Source organism: Pseudomonas sp. S37, assembly GCF_016658545.1.
Classification (GTDB): Bacteria; Pseudomonadota; Gammaproteobacteria; order Pseudomonadales; family Pseudomonadaceae; genus Aquipseudomonas.
The window spans coordinates 22,637-39,441 of sequence record NZ_JACVZC010000004.1 but is presented as its reverse complement, the minus strand read 5'-3'; the positions used below and the strand labels follow the sequence as shown (position 1 = coordinate 39,441).

Here is a 16,805-nt window from a genome sequence, read left to right as displayed (position 1 = left end):
CTTGTGCGTTAGTGCGGGGGGTGGGCGGGCCGCGTCGGTATGTCGCACCACCGGATGGGCTGATTGTATACAACTTCTGAAATCTTTTGTAAGCCTGTTTTTCCGCATTTCTTCCCTTTTGTCGCCTGGCAGCGCTCTGGAAATACAGTGCAAGAAACCTGCCTGATTGGTCAGCTAATGGCATTGGGGTCGGCACCGGCCTTGTATTTGCGACCGATGGGTCGTTTCTGGGCAAGAATCGCGGAGTGCGACAGAAGGGATCAAAAAATTGTGTACAATTTTGCGATGGAATGTCTTAATGGCGTCATTCCCGCACATCGCTGGCCTGGTGCCGTGCTGATGGCCGTGTATTTTTTGCCCACAGATTGAACAAGAGGCGACAAGCAATGGGACGTTTGACCACACACGTACTGGATGCCGCGCATGGCTGCCCGGGCAGCTCGATCAAGGTCGAGCTGTACCGTGTCGAAGGCCAGCAGCTTGAACTGGTGAACACCGCCCTGACCAACAGCGATGGCCGCGTCGACGCGCCGCTGCTGCAGGGTGACGACTACCGTACCGGCGTTTATCAGCTGCAGTTCAGCGCTGGCGCCTACTACCGTGCCCGCGGCGTGCAGCTGCCGGAAACGGCCTTTTTGGATGTTGTCGTGCTGCGTTTCGGCATTGATGAAAAGCAGGAGCACTACCACGTGCCGCTGCTGATCTCGCCGTACAGCTATTCGACCTACCGCGGAAGCTAGTTGGTCGCTAGAAGAATCTTCGTAGGTCCTTTGGCCCGCTCTCACACTGGCGGGCTTTTTTTATTGTCGGACGTCGCTGACTGACAGCTGGAAGATCTCTCCCGTTATGTAGGGTTTTTTGTCCAACACTCCTGAAATGAATGTGGCGGAACCATTGAACAAGGCCCCAGTCGCAGCGGCCGGATCTGCGGTCTGCGCGAATTGCAGCGCCCAGCCGGCGGTGCTGTGCAGATGCAGGGTGGTGTTGCTGTCGTCTGACCAGGTTCCTTTTGTGTAGTAATCGGCTTGTTTTGCTGTAAGCGCGCCATCACCGTGGGATCCCAGATTCTCGTTAACCCGGTTCACCGCGTTGTTGAAAGGTTTGTCAGCCTTGTTTGCGTTTTTCCAGAGGTAGTATCGGTGCTCGGGGAATCCCTCAGGCGGTATCGCTCCGCGAGTGAGTGCTCGCTTGCTGGTAGTGAAAACTTCACCGATGAAATCACGGCTTTTCACCGCCCCCCACGCAATCCCTGCCCCTGCCAGCAGCTTGAAACCGCGCTTGAACAGCAGAGGGCTTCTGCCGCTCGGGTCTGTCCGATTGACCGGGTCTGCTTCGCAGTAGGCATAGCTGTTCAAGCCACCTCGGTCGAAAGGGCTCAGCATGTCTGAGCTACAGAACCTCATCAGCACCGGGCTGTACATGCGATGGCCGTTACCCAGCGGATAAAGACCGGTAATGCCTTGTTGAAATTCGCCATTAAAACCCAGCAAATGGTTAGCGGGAGTACTGTGACCAAAAGGTGTATAGGCGCGGGCGGCCCTTGTAAAATTTCGCATTGGGGCAGTCTCTATCGATATTCGGTAGCCTTTGTATCAAGCCCCTGCGCTCCTTGCACCTGACAGAAATATCAGCCTGACGCCGTCAATGTGGGAGCGGCCTTGCGTCGCGAAAGGGCTGCGTAGCGGCCCCAGGATCGGTGGCGCGATGAAGATTTCTGGGGCTGCTGCGCAGCCCTTTCGCGACGCAAGGCCGCTCCCGCAGGGAGACCGCGCCGGGAGGGACAAAGGGCGCCGTGGCGCCCTTTGTTGGTGCGGTTGAGCTCAGAGGAACACGAACTTCGCAATGAAGATCGCGCACAGCACCCACAGGCTGGCGGAGATTTCCTTGTACTTGCCGGTACCCGCCTTCAACGCCACATAGCTGATAAAGCCCAGGGCAATACCATCGGCAACCGAGAAGGTCAGCGGCATCATGATCACCGTGACGATCGCCGGAATGCTGTCGGTGGCTTCATCCCAGTGGATGTGCGCCATGCTGCCCATCATCAGCATCGCCACGTAGATCAGCGCGCCTGCAGTTGCATACGCCGGGATCATCCCGGCCAGCGGCGCGAAGAACATCGCCGCCACGAACAGCAGGCCGACCACCACGGCCGTCAGGCCGGTGCGACCGCCTGCGGCCACGCCGGCAGCACTTTCTACATAGCTGGTTACCGGCGGTACCCCAACCACCGCACCGAACACACTCGAAGCACTGTCGGCCTTCAACGCTCGTGACAGGTTTTCGATGCGCCCGTCCGGCGCCACTAGATTGGCCCGCTGGGCCACGCCCATCAGTGTGCCGGCAGTGTCGAACATGTGCACGAACAGGAACGCCAGCACCACGCTGATCATGCTGACGTTGAACACACCGGCAACGTCCATGGCCATCCAGGTCGGTGCCAGGCTCGGCGGCATCGACATCACCCCGCCGAACTTCACCAGCCCCAGGCCCCAGCCGGCCAAGGTGACGCCAATGATGCTGATCAGGATGGCGCCAAACACCCGCTTGTAGCTGAGGATGGCGATAAGCAGGAAGCACACGGCCGCTAGCAGTGGCCCTGGTTCATGCAGCGAGCCCAGCTTGATCAGGGTGGCCGGGCTGTCGACGATGATGCCGGCGGTCTTCAGGCCGATCAGCCCGAGAAACAATCCGACGCCAGCCCCCATGGCATGGCGCAGGCTCACCGGGATGCTGTTGAGCAGCCATTCGCGCACTTTCGACAAGGTCAGGAACATGAACAGCACGCCCGAGACGAAAACGGCCCCCAGCGCGGTTTCCCAGTTGTAGCCCATGGTGCCGACCACGGTATAGGTGAAGAACGCATTCAGGCCCATGCCCGGCGCCAGGCCCACCGGCCAGTTGGCGTACAGGCCCATCAGCAGGCAGCCCAGCGCGGCGGCGATGCAGGTGGCGACGAAGGCGGCACCATGGTCGATGCCGGCGTCGGCCATGATGTTGGGGTTGACGAAGATGATGTAGGCCATGGTGATGAAGGTGGTCACCCCGGCAATCAGCTCGGTTTTGACGGTACTGCCGTGTTGCTTGAGTTTGAAAATCCGCTCCAGCCAGCTCGTTTCGAGCGGTGGGGCAAGATCCAGCGTAGGGGCTTCGGATTTGCGGCTTTCCACAGCGAGTACTCCTCAAGTCTTTCTTGTTGTTGTTGGGGCCAGTTCCTGAGCAATGCACTTGGTGGCCCCACGAGGGAAGGCAGCGTCTGACCTTTTTGTTGACTCATGGGTCAAGAAGTTGCTCGGTGGATTATGCTTTTGTGTACAAAGAATGCAAATAATGTTTTATGTTTTGTGTGCGCAATGCGTCGTACAACGGCTATATAGGTAAAACGCCCCCTGCGGAATCGCCTCAGCCTGTGTACAATGGCGCCATACTTTCTCTTCGTGCCTCGAGAGCCCATGAACGAACAGCTGCAACCTCTGAAGAAACCTGCACGTGTCGGCAAGGCCGGCCGCAGCGGTACCCAGGACGACATCGTCTACGCGCACATTTTCGAGGCGATCCTCGAGCAGCGTCTGGCACCGGGCACCAAGTTGAGCGAGGAAGCGCTGGGCGAAATCTTTGGCGTCAGCCGCACCATCATCCGCCGCGCCTTGTCACGCCTGGCTCACGAGAGCGTGGTGCTGCTGCGGCCGAACCGCGGTGCGGTGGTGGCCAGCCCGACGGTGGAAGAGGCGCGGCAGGTGTTTTTCTCGCGGCGCATGGTGGAGCGCGCCATTACCGAACTGGCCGTGCAGCACGCCACGCTGGACCAGCTGAACGAGCTGCGGCAGATGGTGCGTGAAGAGCGCGACAGCTTCTCGCGAGGTGACCGTGGTGCCGGCATTCGTCTTTCCGGCGAATTCCACCTCAAGCTGGCCGAAGCCGCGGGCAATGCACCGCTGGTGAGCTTCCAGCGCAGCCTGGTGTCGCAGACGTCGCTGATCATTGCCCAGTACGAAACCGGCACCCGTTCGCATTGCTCGTATGACGAGCACATGCAACTGATCGATGCCATCGAGGCGCGTGATGCCGAGCAGGCGGTAAGCCTGATGATGCACCACATGGACCACATCGACAGCAAGCTGAACCTGGACGAGGAAAGCGCCTCGGACGACCTGCATGCGGTGTTCTCGCATTTGCTGAAAAAACCCAAGGTTTCCGCCAAGGGTTGATCGTTTGCCAATCTGACTCTGGGGCCGCTTCGCGCCCCCAGCCATTTCTGGCCATTACCCAAAGGTCTGCTAAATTCTTGTGGGCAAACCTTCATCAAGCAGTTGGGCTTGCGCATCCATTGCGTTCCACTACTTGTTGAGGAAAGGTCCATGACCATGTCTCTGGGTAAACGAATGGGTGCCGAGCTGATCGGCACCTTCTGGTTAGTGCTTGGCGGCTGTGGCAGTGCGGTACTCGCAGCCAGTTCCCCTGTTGGCATCGGTGTGCTCGGTGTCGCCTTCGCCTTCGGCCTCACCGTGCTCACCATGGCCTTCGCCATCGGCCATATCTCCGGTTGCCATCTCAACCCCGCCGTGTCGTTCGGGCTGGTGGTGGGTGGGCGTTTCCCGGCCAAAGAGCTGTTGCCCTATGTGATCGCCCAAGTCATCGGCGCGATCCTGGCCGCGGGTGTCATCTATCTGATCGCCAGCGGCAAGGCGGGCTTCGAGTTGTCTTCCGGGCTGGCTTCGAACGGCTACGCCGACCACTCACCCGGCGGCTACACGCTGGGCGCGGGCTTTGTCAGTGAGGTGGTGATGACCGCCATGTTCCTGGTGGTGATCATGGGCGCGACCGATTCCCGCGCACCGGCAGGCTTCGCGCCGATCGCCATCGGCCTGGCCTTGACCCTGATCCACCTGATCTCGATCCCGGTCACCAACACCTCGGTCAACCCCGCGCGTAGCACGGGGCCGGCCTTGTTCGTCGGTGGTTGGGCCCTGCAACAGCTGTGGCTGTTCTGGGTGGCGCCGCTGATCGGTGCTGCAATCGGCGGCGCGCTGTATCGAGGCCTTGCCAAGGAGCCTTAACGCTGGTGCACGCAACGCCCGGCAGCGTAGGTTTCACGCACCGTGCGGTCGTCGCCCAAGGTGGTGAGCACGAACAGGGTTTCTTCGATGCTGTTGGACTGCTGAATGCGGTAGTCCAGCAGCGGCGTGGCCTTGTAGTCCAGCACCACGAAGTCGGCATCGTTGCCTGGGCGCAGGCTGCCGATGCGGTCGTCCAGGCGCAACGCACGGGCGCCGCCGAGGGTGGCCAGGTACAGTGACTTGTACGGGTGCAGGCGAGCACCTTGCAGCTGCATCACCTTGTACGCCTCGTTCAGGGTGTTGAGCAGCGAGAAACTGGTGCCGGCGCCAACGTCAGTGCCCAGGCCCACGTTGACCTTGAAACGCTCGGCTTGTGGCAGGTTGAACAGGCCGCTGCCGAGGAACAGGTTGGAGGTGGGGCAAAACGCCACGGCCGAGCCGGTTTCGGCCAGGCGTTGGCACTCGTCGTCGCACAGGTGCACGCCATGGGCGAACACCGAGCGCTCGCCCAGCAGCTCGAAGTGGTCGTAGACGTCCAGGTAACCCTTCTGCTCGGGGAACAGCGACTTGACCCAGTCGATTTCCTTCAGGTTTTCCGAAAGGTGCGTGTGCATGTACACGCCCGGGTGTTCCTTGAGCAGTTGGCCGGCCAGGGTCAGCTGTTCAGGTGTGCTGGTCGGGGCAAAGCGCGGGGTAACGGCATAGTGCAGGCGGCCCTTGCCGTGCCAGCGTTCAATCAGCGCCTTGCTTTCGGCATAGCCGGATTCGGCGGTGTCGGTCAGGTAGTCCGGGGCGTTGCGGTCCATCATCACCTTGCCGGCAATCAGGCGCAGGTCCAGGCGCTCGGCCTCTTCGAACAGGGCATTGACCGACTCAGGGTGCACGCTGCCGAACACCAGTGCCGTGGTGGTGCCGTTGCGCAGCAGTTCCTTGAGGAAGATCTTCGCCACCTGGTCGGCGTGGCCTTTATCGGCGAACTGCTTTTCGCACGGGAACGTGTAGGTGTTCAGCCAGTCCAGCAACTGCTCGCCGTAGGAACCGATCATGCCGGTCTGCGGGAAGTGGATATGGGTGTCGATGAAACCCGGGGTGATCAGGGCGTCCTGGTAATGCTCGACCGGGATGCCGGCATTCAGCGTCGGCAGCAGCTCGCTGGCGTGGCCGACGGCGCTGATGCGGCCATCGTCGACCACCAGCAGGCCGTCCTCGAAGTATTCATGGGAAGCCTCCAGGCCCACCTCGGCCGGGTCGGCGATGCTGTGCAGGATGGCGGCACGGTAGGCTTTGCGGGTAACGGTCATAACACACTCGTCATATGGCTTGGCTGCGCCGGGAGGGCGGCAGCAACTGGGCAATGGGGCCTGCATTGGCGGCAGCATCGTGCTGGCCGAAGCAGGCATTGTAGGTGGCGATGATTTCACCGGCGATGGACACGGCGATCTCGATGGGCAGCTTGCCCTTGACCTCGGCCAGGCCCATCGGGCAGCGCATGCGCGCCAGCAGCGCGTCGTCGTAGCCACGTTCGCGCAGGCGGTGCTCGAACTTGACCCGTTTGGTCTTCGAGCCGATCAGGCCGAACCAGGTGAAGTCGTTGCGCTTGAGAATGGCGGCGGTCAGTTCCAGGTCGAGCTGGTGGTTGTGGGTCATGACGATGCAGTAGCAGCCTGGGGGCAGGTCTGCGACTTCGTCGACCGGTTCCTCACTGACGACCTTGGTCACCCCGTTGGGGATGAGTTCGGGGAATTCCTGTTCACGCGAGTCGATCCAGCGCACCCGGCAGGGCAGGGCGGCGAGCAAGGGTACCAGAGCCCGGCCGACATGGCCCGCGCCGAACACGGCGATCTGGGCCTGCACGGCGGCCATGGGCTCGAACAGCAGCACGGTGACGCCACCGCAGCACTGGCCCAGGCTGGCACCGAGGCTGAAGCGCTCCAGGTGCGGGGTGGTGCGTTGTTCTTCAAGCATTTGCCGGGCGATGTGCAGGGCCTTGTATTCCAGGTGGCCACCGCCGATGGTGTCGAACAGGCCGCTGGCGCTGACCACCATCTTCGAGCCGGCATTGCGCGGGGTCGAGCCGCGTTCCTCGATGATGGTCACCAGTACGCAGGCTTCGCCACGGGACTGGTGGTCGGCGAGGGCGTTGATCCATTGGTGCATGATGCAACCTCTCTAAGCCAGGCTGCTGACCCTGTAGGAGCGGGTTTACCCGCGAATGCGGCGGTGAAGCCACTATCGCATTCGCGGGTGAACCCGCTCCTACAAGGTCATGCGCTGTCAGTGGGTAACGGTTTCCAGTTCAGGCTCGGCAGGCTGCGCGGCAGCCACCGCCTTGCGCATCTGCTCACACCCCCACAACACCCGCTCCGGCGTTGCCGGCGCGTCCACCTGCGGCTGCACGCGGTAGTCGGCGAGGCTGGCCACGGCGTCCTTGATCGCGCACCAGGCAGCGATGCCGAGCATGAACGGCGGCTCGCCCACGGCCTTGGAATGGAACACGGTGTCTTCCGGGTTCTTGCGGTTCTCCACCAGCTTTACCCGCAGATCCAGCGGCATGTCGGCCACCGCCGGGATCTTGTAGCTGGCCGGGCCGTTGGTCATCAGCTTGCCCTTGGCGTTCCACACCAGTTCTTCGGTGGTCAGCCAGCCCATGCCCTGGATGAAGCCACCTTCCACCTGGCCGATGTCGATCGCCGGGTTCAGCGAATCGCCAACGTCGTGCAGGATGTCGGCACGCAACATCTTGTACTCGCCGGTCAGGGTGTCGACGATCACTTCCACGCACGCGGCGCCAAAGGCGTAGTAGTAGAACGGCCGTCCCCGCGCCTGGCTGCGATCGTAGAAGATCTTGGGTGTGCGGTAGAAGCCGGTACTGGACAGCGACACCTGGGCAAAGTAGGCCTGCTGCACCAATTGCTCGAAGCTGACGATCTGGTCGCGCACGCGCACATGGCCGTTGCGGAACTCGACGTCTTCCTCGGTCACCTGGTAATGCCGCGCGGCAAACTCGACCAGGCGCCGCTTGAGGATTTCAGCAGCGTTCTGCGCTGCCTTGCCATTCAGGTCTGCACCGCTGGACGCTGCAGTCGGCGAGGTGTTGGGCACCTTGTCGGTGTTGGTGGCGGTAATCTGGATGCGGCTGAAATCCACCTGGAAGACCTGCGCCACCACCTGTGCCACCTTGGTGTTCAGGCCCTGGCCCATCTCGGTGCCGCCGTGGTTCAGGTGGATGCTGCCGTCGGTGTAGATATGGATCAATGCACCGGCCTGGTTGAGGAAGGTGGCGGTGAACGAGATGCCGAACTTGACCGGGGTCAGCGCCAGGCCTTTTTTCAATACCGGGCTGTTGGCGTTGAAGCGGCGGATCGACTCGCGGCGTTCGGCGTAGTCGCTGCTGGCTTCCAGCTCGGCGGTCATCTCTTCGAGCATGTTGTGCTCGACGGTCTGGTAGTAGTGGGTGACGTTGCGCTCGGTCTTGCCGTAGTAGTTGGCCTTGCGCACCGCCAGCGGGTCGCGGCCCAGGTGGCGGGCAATGTGGTCCATCACCTGCTCGATGGCGACCATGCCCTGTGGGCCGCCAAAGCCGCGGTAGGCGGTGTTGGAGGCGGTGTTGGTCTTGCAGCGGTGGCCATGCACGGTGGCATCGCCCAGGTAATAGGCGTTGTCGGAGTGGAACATGGCGCGGTCGACGATCGAACCGGACAGGTCGGGCGAGTAGCCGCAGTTGCCGGCCAGGTCGAAGTTGATGCCGTGCAGGCGGCCAGTGTCGTCGAAGCCTACGTCGTATTCGACATAGAACGGGTGGCGCTTGCCGGTCATGGTCATGTCCTCGACCCGTGGCAGGCGCATCTTGGTCGGCTGGCCAGTCAGGCGTGCCACCACGGCGCACAGGCAAGCCGGGCTGGCAGCCTGGGTTTCCTTGCCGCCAAAACCGCCACCCATGCGGCGCATGTCCAGCACCACCTTGTTCATCGGCACGTCGAGCACTTCGGCGACCAGCTTCTGCACTTCGGTGGGGTTTTGCGTGGAGCAGTAGACGATCATGCCGCCGTCTTCGGTGGGCATCACCGAGGAAATCTGCGTTTCCAGGTAGAAGTGCTCCTGGCCGCCGATGTGCAGGGTGCCTTGAATGCGGTGCGGGGCAGTGGCCAGGGCGGCAGCGGAGTCGCCGCGCTGGTGCGTGTGGCTGTCTAGCACGAAGTGCTTCTTGCGCAGTGCCTCGACCACGTCCAGCACCGGCTCCAGGTCTTCGTATTCGACGATGGCGGCCATGGCGGCGCGGCGTGCGGTTTCCAGGTCACGGGCGGCTACGGCGAGTACCGGCTGGCCGAAGAACTCGACCTTGTCGATGGCCAGCAGCGGGTCGCCGGCAACCACCGGGCCGATGTCTTTCAGGCCGGGGATGTCTTCGTGGGTGATGGCGATGCGCACGCCCTCGAAGGCATAGCACGGCGTGGTGTCGATGCGCAGGATGCGGGCGTGGGCGCGGTCGGCCGTGCGTGCATAAACGTGCAGCTGGTTGGGGAATTCCAGGCGGTCGTCGATGTACAGTGCCTCGCCGGATACATGCTTGTCGGCGCTGTCGTGCTTGACGCTGCGGCCGACCCCGGTGGTCAGGTCCTGGCTGAACAGCTCGGCCATCTCGGCCTGGCTCTTGGCTACGTGATGGTTAGACATAAGCGGTCACCCGGGTTTCGATGTGCGGTGTTTGCTGTTCGATGAAATACTTGCGCAGCAGGTTTTGCGCGGTCAGCAGGCGGTATTCCTTGCTGGCGCGGAAGTCGCTGAGCGGGGTGAAGTCCTCGGCCAAGGCCTGGCAGGCGCGCTCGATGGCGGCCTGGTCCCAGGGTTTGCCGCGCAGTGCCGCTTCGCAGGCCCGGGCGCGCTTGGGGATCGCCGCCATGCCGCCGAAGGCGATGCGCACACCGCTGACCACGCCGTCTTCGAGGCTGAGGTTGAACGCTGCGCACACGGCGGAGATGTCATCGTCCAGGCGCTTGGACACTTTATAGGCACGGAACGCCCAGTCATTGCTGGCGCGCGGTACGATGATCTTCTCGATGAACTCGCTGTCCTGGCGGGCGGTGATGCGGTAGTCGATGAAGTAGTCTTCCAGTGGCATCACCCGCTGGCGGTCGCCCTGGCGCAGGACAACCTGCGCATCCAGCGCAATCAGCAAGGGGGGCGAGTCGCCAATCGGCGAAGCGTTGCCGATATTGCCGCCCAGGGTGCCCTGGTTGCGGATCTGTAGCGAGGCAAAGCGGTGTAGCAGGGCGCCGAAGTCGGGGTATTCCTCGTTCAGCGAGCCGTAGCAATCGGTGAGCGGGGTGGCGGCGCCAATTTCCAGGTGGCTGGCGGTTTTCTCGATGCGCTTGAGCTCGGCCACGTGGCCGACGTAGATCATGACGGGCAGGGTCTTGTGGAACTGGGTCACTTCCAGCGCCAGGTCGGTGCCGCCGGCCAACAGGCGCGCTTCGGGGTGCGAGCTGTACAGGTCGGCCAGGTCGGCCACGGTCAGCGGCACCAGGCAGCGCTTGTCGCCGCTGTTCAGCTCGCCGGTCTGGGTCGGGGTGATGGCTTTGAGGCGACTGATGGTCTGCGCCTGCTGGGCATCGAACTGGTCACGGCAGGGCTGGCGGCAGCTCTGTTCGGCAGCGTCGAGGATCGGCCGGTAGCCGGTGCAGCGGCACAGGTTGCCGGCCAGGGCTTCCTGGGCCTGGTGCAGGTCGGGGCCGCTGCTGTTCTTTTGCAGGGCGAACAACGACATGACAAAGCCGGGGGTGCAAAAGCCGCATTGCGAACCATGGCAATCGGCCATGGCCTGCTGCACTCTGTGCAACTGGCCCTGGTGCTTGAGGCCTTCGACGCTGATCAGTTGCTTGCCATGCAGCGACGAGACAAAGGTCAGGCACGAGTTCAGGCTGCGGTAGCGCAGGCTGTCGTGGCCCTGGTCGTCCTGGGTCAGTTCGCCGACCACCACGGTGCAGGCGCCGCAGTCACCACTGGCGCAGCCCTCCTTGGTGCCGGGTTTGCCCAGGTGCTCGCGCAGGTACTGCAGCACCGTCATGTTCGGGTCCAGGGCGTGCTCACTACGCAGCTCCTGGTTGACGAGAAACTGGATCACGGGGATAGCCTCGCAATGGTTTTATTGTTGTTGGGCGGACTCTAAGCAACACCTGTCTGGCAGGTCAATATTTTTCTGACTCGAAGGTCAAGAAAATACACGTACTCACGCCCGGCCGATCACATTGCCCATATTCCAAGCATAGATCGCGCCGGGCGCGGGACTGTCTGCAGGGTCAAATAAACCGCCTGGCCCCTCTGCGCGGTTACCGCCCAAGTACGCTACAATCCGCCACTTGTGCCCAGTTCAATGATTTTGAAGGAAAACCATGACGTTCAAGGCCCCGGACAGCCTCTCCGAGCAGATTGCCGATTACCTGGCCGAACGCATCATCCGCGGCGAGCTGGCGCCAGGCGAGCGTATCCAGGAGCAGAAGGTTACCCAGGCGCTCAACGTCAGCCGCGGCTCGGTGCGCGAAGCGCTGCTGATCCTCGAGCGCCGCCATCTGGTGGCGATCCTGCCGCGCCGCGGTGCCCACGTCACCGAACTGGACGAGCGCAGCGTGCGCAGCCTGTGCGCGCTGATGGGCGAGTTCTACATCCTGCTGGGCAACGCGGTTGCGCAAAAATGGCGCACCGAAGCCGACCTGCGCCCGTTCCTGGAGATCCAGCAGCGTCTGCAGCGCGCCCATGACCAGCTGGACATCAAGACCTTCGTCGCCGACAGCTTTGCGGTGATGCGTGCGGCCTTCCCGTTCGCCGACAACCCGTACCTGCAGGAAACCGTAGAGAACCTGCAGCCGGCCATGAGCCGTGCCTACTACCTGTCGCTGGACCAGCGCCAGGCCAACATGATCGACTACCTCGACCTGTTTGCCCGCCTGCTCGAAGCCGTGGTCGCGCGTGACCTGCCGCGTATTCGCGAGGTGCTTACCGCCTATGGCCAGCGCAGCTGCGAACTGGTGCTGGCGGCGCTGGCCCGGGGCTGACCGATGCGCCTGAAGTGCATTCGCCTGGCCGGCTTCAAGTCGTTCGTCGACCCGACCACGGTCAATTTCCCCAGCAACATGGCGGCCGTGGTCGGCCCCAACGGCTGCGGCAAGTCCAACATCATCGACGCGGTGCGCTGGGTGATGGGCGAAAGCTCGGCGAAAAACCTGCGCGGCGAGTCGATGACCGACGTCATCTTCAACGGCTCAAGTGGTCGCAAGCCGGTCAGCCAGGCCAGCATCGAGCTGGTCTTCGACAACAGCGAAACCACCCTGGTCGGCGAATACGCCGCCTACGCCGAAATCTCCATCCGCCGCAAAGTCACCCGCGACGGGCAGAACAGCTATTACCTCAACGGCACCAAGTGCCGCCGGCGCGACATTACCGACATCTTCCTCGGTACCGGCCTGGGGCCGCGCAGCTACTCGATCATCGAGCAGGGCATGATCTCCAAGCTGATCGAGGCCAAGCCCGAAGAGCTGCGCAACTTCATCGAGGAAGCCGCCGGCATCTCCAAGTACAAGGAGCGCCGCCGCGAAACCGAAAACCGCATCCGTCGCACCCAGGAAAACCTGGCGCGCCTGACCGACCTGCGCGAAGAGCTGGAACGCCAGCTGGAGCGCCTGCACCGGCAGGCCCAGGCCGCCGAGAAATACCGGGAGTACAAGGCCCAGGAACGGCAGATGAAGGCGCGCCTGTCGGCCTTGCGCTGGCGCGACCTGGACGAACGGGTGCGCCAGCGCGAGTCGGTGATCGGCGACCAGGACGTGTCCCACGAGGCGCTGGTGGCCGAGCAGCGTAATGCCGATGCCAGCATCGAGCGCCTGCGCGACGGCCATCATGAATTGTCCGAACGCTTCAACCAGGTGCAGGGCCGCTTCTATTCGGTAGCCGGCGACATCGCCCGGGTCGAGCAGAGCATCCAGCACGGCCAGCAGCGCCTGCGCCAGTTGCAGGACGACTTCAAGGAGGCCGAACGCACACGGCTGGAAACCGAATCGCACCTGGGCCACGACCGTACCTTGCTGGCCACCCTGGGCGAAGAACTGGCCATGCTCGAGCCCGAGCAGGAAATGACCCTGGCTGCCGCCGAAGAGGCTGCCGCCGCGCTGGAAGAAGCCGAACTGGGCATGCACGGCTGGCAGGAACAATGGGACAGCTTCAACAGCCGTTCCGCCGAGCCGCGGCGCCAGGCCGAAGTGCAGCAGGCGCGCCTGCAACAGCTGGAAACCAGCCTGGAGCGCCAGGCCGAGCGCCAGCGCAAGCTGGGCGAAGAGCGCGAGCAGCTGGGGAGCGACCCGCAGGACGCCACCATGCTGGAACTGGCCGAGCAGTTGGCCAGCAGTGAAATGTTGCTCGAAGAACTGCAGCTGTCTGAAGAGCAGGTGGTCGAGCGCCTGGAAGGCGCACGTGGGCAACTGCAGCAGGCTACCCAGGCCCAGCAGCAGGCGCAGGGCGACCTGCAGCGTCTGGGCGGCCGCCTGGCCTCGTTGGAGGCCTTGCAGCAGGCAGCCCTGGAGCCGGGGGCGGGCGCCGCAGACTGGCTGCAGGGCCAGGGCCTGGAGCAACAGCCACGCCTGGCCGAAGGCTTGCGGGTAGAACCGGGCTGGGAGCTTGCCGTAGAAACCGTGCTCGGCGCTGACCTGCAGGCTGTGCTGGTGGACGATTTCAACGGCCTCGATTTTGCCGGTCTGGAACAAGGCGAGCTGCGTTTGCTGCAGGCCAGCGATGCCAGCGCGTCGTTGCCCGGCAGCCTGCTGGAAAAGGTCGAAGGCCGTGTCGATCTGGCACCCTGGCTGGGTCAGGTCAAGCCTGTCGAAGACTTGGCCCAGGCGCTGGCACAGCGCACATCGCTTGGCGACGGCCAGAGCCTGGTCAGCCGCGATGGCTACTGGGTTGGCCGGCACTTCCTGCGGGTACGCCGTGGCGGTGAGGCCGAAGGCGGTGTGCTGGCGCGTGGCCAGGAAATCGACCGCCTGGGCCAGGAACAACTGCAGCAGGAGGCGGCGCTGGAGCAGCTTGAGCAACAGTTGCAAACCCTGCGCGAGCAGCAGCTGGGCCTGGAAGAACAGCGCGAGCAACTGCGCCGCCGCAGCCAGGAAGAAAACCGCCTGCACGGTGAACTGAAAGCCAGCCTCTCGGCCAGCCGTGCGCGCGCCGAGCAGGTCGAACTGCGCCGCCGGCGCTTGCAGGAAGAACTGGCCGAACTGGAAGAACAGCGCGCCCTTGAGCACGAACAACTGGGCGAAGCCCGCTTGTTGCTGCAAGAGGCCCTGGAGCTGATGGCCCAGGACACCGAACAGCGCGAGCAGTTGATGGCCCGCCGCGACACCCTGCGGGAAAGCCTCGACCGGGTGCGCCAGGAAGCCCGTCAGCACAAGGATCACGCCCATCAGCTGGCCGTGCGCCTGGGTTCGCTGCGTGCCCAGCACGACTCCACCCGCCAGGCCCTGGAGCGCCTTGAGCAGCAGGCGGCACGGTTAAGCGAGCGCCAGGAGCAACTGAGCCTGAACCTGGAAGAGGGCGAGGCCCCGCAGGAAGAGCTGCGCCTGAAGCTGGAAGGGCTGCTGGAACTGCGCATGAGCGTTGACGAGGAAATGCGCCTGGCCCGTCTGCACATGGACGAAGCCGACCGCGAGTTGCGCGACGCCGAAAAGCGCCGCACCCAGGCCGAGCAGCAGGCGCTATTGCTGCGCGGGCAACTGGAGCAGCTACGGCTGGAGTGCCAGGGCCTGGATGTGCGGCGCAAGACCCTGCAGGAGCAGTTGCTGGCCGATGGCTACGACCTGCAAGGGGTTCTGGCTACTTTGGAGGCCGAGGCCAGCGAACAGGGCACCGAACAGGAACTGGAACAGCTAGAGGCGCGCATCCAGCGCCTGGGGGCGATCAACCTCGCCGCCATCGAAGAGTACGAGCAGCAGTCCGAGCGCAAACGCTATCTGGATGCCCAGAACGCCGACCTGGTCGAGGCGCTGGAGACCCTGGAAAACGTCATTCGCAAGATCGACAAGGAAACCCGCAACCGCTTCAAGGATACCTTTGATCAGATAAATGCCGGATTACAGGCACTTTTCCCAAAAGTTTTCGGTGGTGGCAGCGCTTATCTGGAACTGACGGGCGAAGATCTACTCGATACAGGGGTGACGATCATGGCGCGACCTCCGGGCAAGAAGAACAGCACCATCCATCTGCTGTCCGGCGGCGAGAAGGCACTGACCGCTTTGGCGCTGGTGTTTGCCATCTTCAAGTTGAACCCCGCACCGTTCTGCATGCTCGACGAGGTCGATGCACCGCTGGACGATGCCAACGTCGGGCGCTATGCGCGTCTGGTCAAGGAAATGAGTGAAAGTGTGCAGTTCATCTACATCACCCATAACAAGATTGCCATGGAAATGGCGGACCAATTGATGGGGGTGACCATGCATGAACCAGGTTGTTCACGTCTTGTTGCAGTTGATGTGGAGGCCGCCATGGCCATGGTCGACGCCTGATACGCGACGATGGGGGCACATTCTGTAGCGAAATGCCCCCGCCATGTGCGACAGACGGTGTAAAGTTGTCTTTGGTCGTGCTAGCTTAATGTCACTCGTTTTTTGCGTGGGTAAAACGCCTGTCAGAACATAGAGTTGGCGCCACGTGTTAAAGGGCTTTGAACCCTTTGTTTTCAAGCATATTTTTATAGAGGCACGGGATTACATGGAAATCGGTCTGCGCGAGTGGCTGATCGTCATCGGCATCATTGTCATTGCCGGTATTCTTTTCGACGGCTGGCGCCGCATGCGCGGCGGCAAAGGCAAGTTGAAATTCCGTCTGGACCGCAGTTATTCCAACCTGCCGGACGAAGAGGGCGGCAGTGCCGAAGTACTCGGGCCGTCGCGGGTGCTGGATAACCACAAGGAGCCTGAGCTGGACGAAAGCGACCTGCCGTCGCTCAGCGCTTCTGCGCGTGATCGCGAGCGTGAGCCGAAGCCGGCCAAGGCCAGCAAACGTGCCAAGCGTGCCACCGCGGCTGCCGATGTGCAGCAGGGCGACCTGAATTTGAGCGCCGAGCCGCGCGAGCCCGACCTGTTTGCCGACAGTGACGACGATTTTGCCGCCGACAATACCCGGGGCAATGCTGCGCCGTCTGCCAGCAGCAGCGTCAAGGACCTGCCGCCGGCCGAAGAAGTGCTGGTGATCAGCGTGATCTCCCGCGACGAAGGCGGCTTCAAGGGCCCGGCGTTGCTGCAGAACATTCTCGAAAGCGGCCTGCGTTTCGGCGAAATGGACATCTTCCACCGCCACGAAAGCATGGCCGGTCACGGCGAAGTGCTGTTCTCCATGGCCAACGCGGTCAAGCCTGGCGTGTTCGACCTGGACGACATCGACCACTTCAGCACCCGTGCGGTGAGCTTCTTCCTCGGCCTGCCGGGCCCGCGTCATCCGAAGCAGGCCTTCGACGTGATGGTGGCTGCGGCGCGCAAGCTGGCGCATGAACTGAACGGTGAGCTCAAGGACGACCAGCGCAGCGTGCTGACCGCCCAGACCATCGAACACTACCGCCAGCGCATCGTCGAGTTCGAGCGCCGCGCGCTGACCCAGAAGCGCTGACAGATCCAGACGAAAGAGCAGCCTGAGGGCGTGCTGGTCGGTTCGGGTATCGTTTTGGCCTGTGCCGGCCTCTTCGCGGGTAAACCCGCTCCTACATTGAGGCGTGTG

The 16,805-nt window shown here is 62.8% G+C and carries 13 protein-coding genes; 7 read left to right on the top strand and 6 right to left on the bottom strand.

Annotated elements, in window-relative coordinates; genetic code table 11:
• Positions 1-63 precede the first annotated feature (63 nt).
• Together IAE39_RS02660 and uraH are read left to right on the top strand one after the other, a co-directional pair.
• Positions 64-369 carry a hypothetical protein gene (locus IAE39_RS02660; protein WP_201199128.1) on the top strand — a complete coding sequence of 102 codons (306 nt, stop codon included), beginning with the start codon at positions 64-66 and terminating at the stop codon, positions 367-369.
• A gap of 17 nt (positions 370-386) precedes the next feature.
• Positions 387-740, top strand: a complete 354-nt coding sequence (gene uraH / locus IAE39_RS02655) for a hydroxyisourate hydrolase (RefSeq protein ID WP_016393758.1) — start codon at positions 387-389, stop codon at positions 738-740.
• A gap of 60 nt (positions 741-800) precedes the next feature.
• Here uraH and IAE39_RS02650 read toward each other — a convergent pair whose 3' ends face one another.
• Together IAE39_RS02650 and IAE39_RS02645 are read right to left on the bottom strand one after the other, a co-directional pair.
• Complete coding sequence (locus IAE39_RS02650; protein ID WP_201199127.1) at positions 801-1,556, bottom strand: RHS repeat-associated core domain-containing protein; 756 nt, start codon at positions 1,554-1,556, stop codon at positions 801-803.
• A 264-nt stretch (positions 1,557-1,820) separates the two neighbouring features.
• Positions 1,821-3,170, bottom strand: coding sequence for an NCS2 family permease (locus tag IAE39_RS02645; protein ID WP_009683929.1), 1,350 nt, complete (start codon positions 3,168-3,170; stop codon positions 1,821-1,823).
• A gap of 282 nt (positions 3,171-3,452) precedes the next feature.
• Between IAE39_RS02645 and IAE39_RS02640 the strand changes: the two genes are divergently transcribed.
• Positions 3,453-4,208 (top strand): GntR family transcriptional regulator, encoded by a 756-nt coding sequence (locus tag IAE39_RS02640; RefSeq protein WP_201199125.1) that lies wholly within the window; start codon positions 3,453-3,455, stop codon positions 4,206-4,208.
• A gap of 150 nt (positions 4,209-4,358) precedes the next feature.
• Complete coding sequence (gene aqpZ / locus IAE39_RS02635; RefSeq protein WP_201199124.1) at positions 4,359-5,057, top strand: aquaporin Z; 699 nt, start codon at positions 4,359-4,361, stop codon at positions 5,055-5,057.
• On the opposite strand, the gene guaD is transcribed toward aqpZ, so the two are convergent.
• The 4 genes from guaD to xdhA all read right to left on the bottom strand — a co-directional run bounded on the left by guaD (position 5,054) and on the right by xdhA (position 11,178).
• Entirely contained in the window at positions 5,054-6,358 is a 1,305-nt protein-coding gene (gene guaD, locus IAE39_RS02630; RefSeq protein WP_201199123.1) for a guanine deaminase, read from the bottom strand. The two genes, aqpZ and guaD, sit on opposite strands and share 4 nt — an antisense overlap.
• 10 nt (positions 6,359-6,368) lie before the next feature.
• Complete coding sequence (xdhC, locus tag IAE39_RS02625; RefSeq protein WP_201199122.1) at positions 6,369-7,214, bottom strand: xanthine dehydrogenase accessory protein XdhC; 846 nt, start codon at positions 7,212-7,214, stop codon at positions 6,369-6,371.
• A 117-nt stretch (positions 7,215-7,331) separates the two neighbouring features.
• Positions 7,332-9,731, bottom strand: coding sequence for a xanthine dehydrogenase molybdopterin binding subunit (xdhB, locus tag IAE39_RS02620; protein ID WP_201199121.1), 2,400 nt, complete (start codon positions 9,729-9,731; stop codon positions 7,332-7,334).
• Positions 9,724-11,178 carry a xanthine dehydrogenase small subunit gene (gene xdhA / locus IAE39_RS02615; protein WP_201199120.1) on the bottom strand — a complete coding sequence of 485 codons (1,455 nt, stop codon included), beginning with the start codon at positions 11,176-11,178 and terminating at the stop codon, positions 9,724-9,726. Before xdhA ends, xdhB begins: the two co-directional genes overlap by 8 nt.
• Positions 11,179-11,446: 268 nt before the next feature.
• On the opposite strand from xdhA, the gene IAE39_RS02610 reads away from it, so the two are divergent.
• From IAE39_RS02610 to zipA, 3 genes are all read left to right on the top strand, one after another.
• A complete protein-coding gene (locus IAE39_RS02610; RefSeq protein ID WP_201199118.1) occupies positions 11,447-12,106 on the top strand; it encodes a GntR family transcriptional regulator in 660 nt (219 codons plus the stop codon).
• A gap of 3 nt (positions 12,107-12,109) precedes the next feature.
• Positions 12,110-15,598 (top strand): chromosome segregation protein SMC, encoded by a 3,489-nt coding sequence (gene smc / locus IAE39_RS02605; RefSeq protein WP_201199116.1) that lies wholly within the window; start codon positions 12,110-12,112, stop codon positions 15,596-15,598.
• A gap of 205 nt (positions 15,599-15,803) precedes the next feature.
• Positions 15,804-16,697: a cell division protein ZipA gene (gene zipA / locus IAE39_RS02600; RefSeq protein ID WP_201199110.1), complete on the top strand. Its 894-nt coding sequence runs from the start codon at positions 15,804-15,806 to the stop codon at positions 16,695-16,697.
• Positions 16,698-16,805 lie beyond the last annotated feature (108 nt).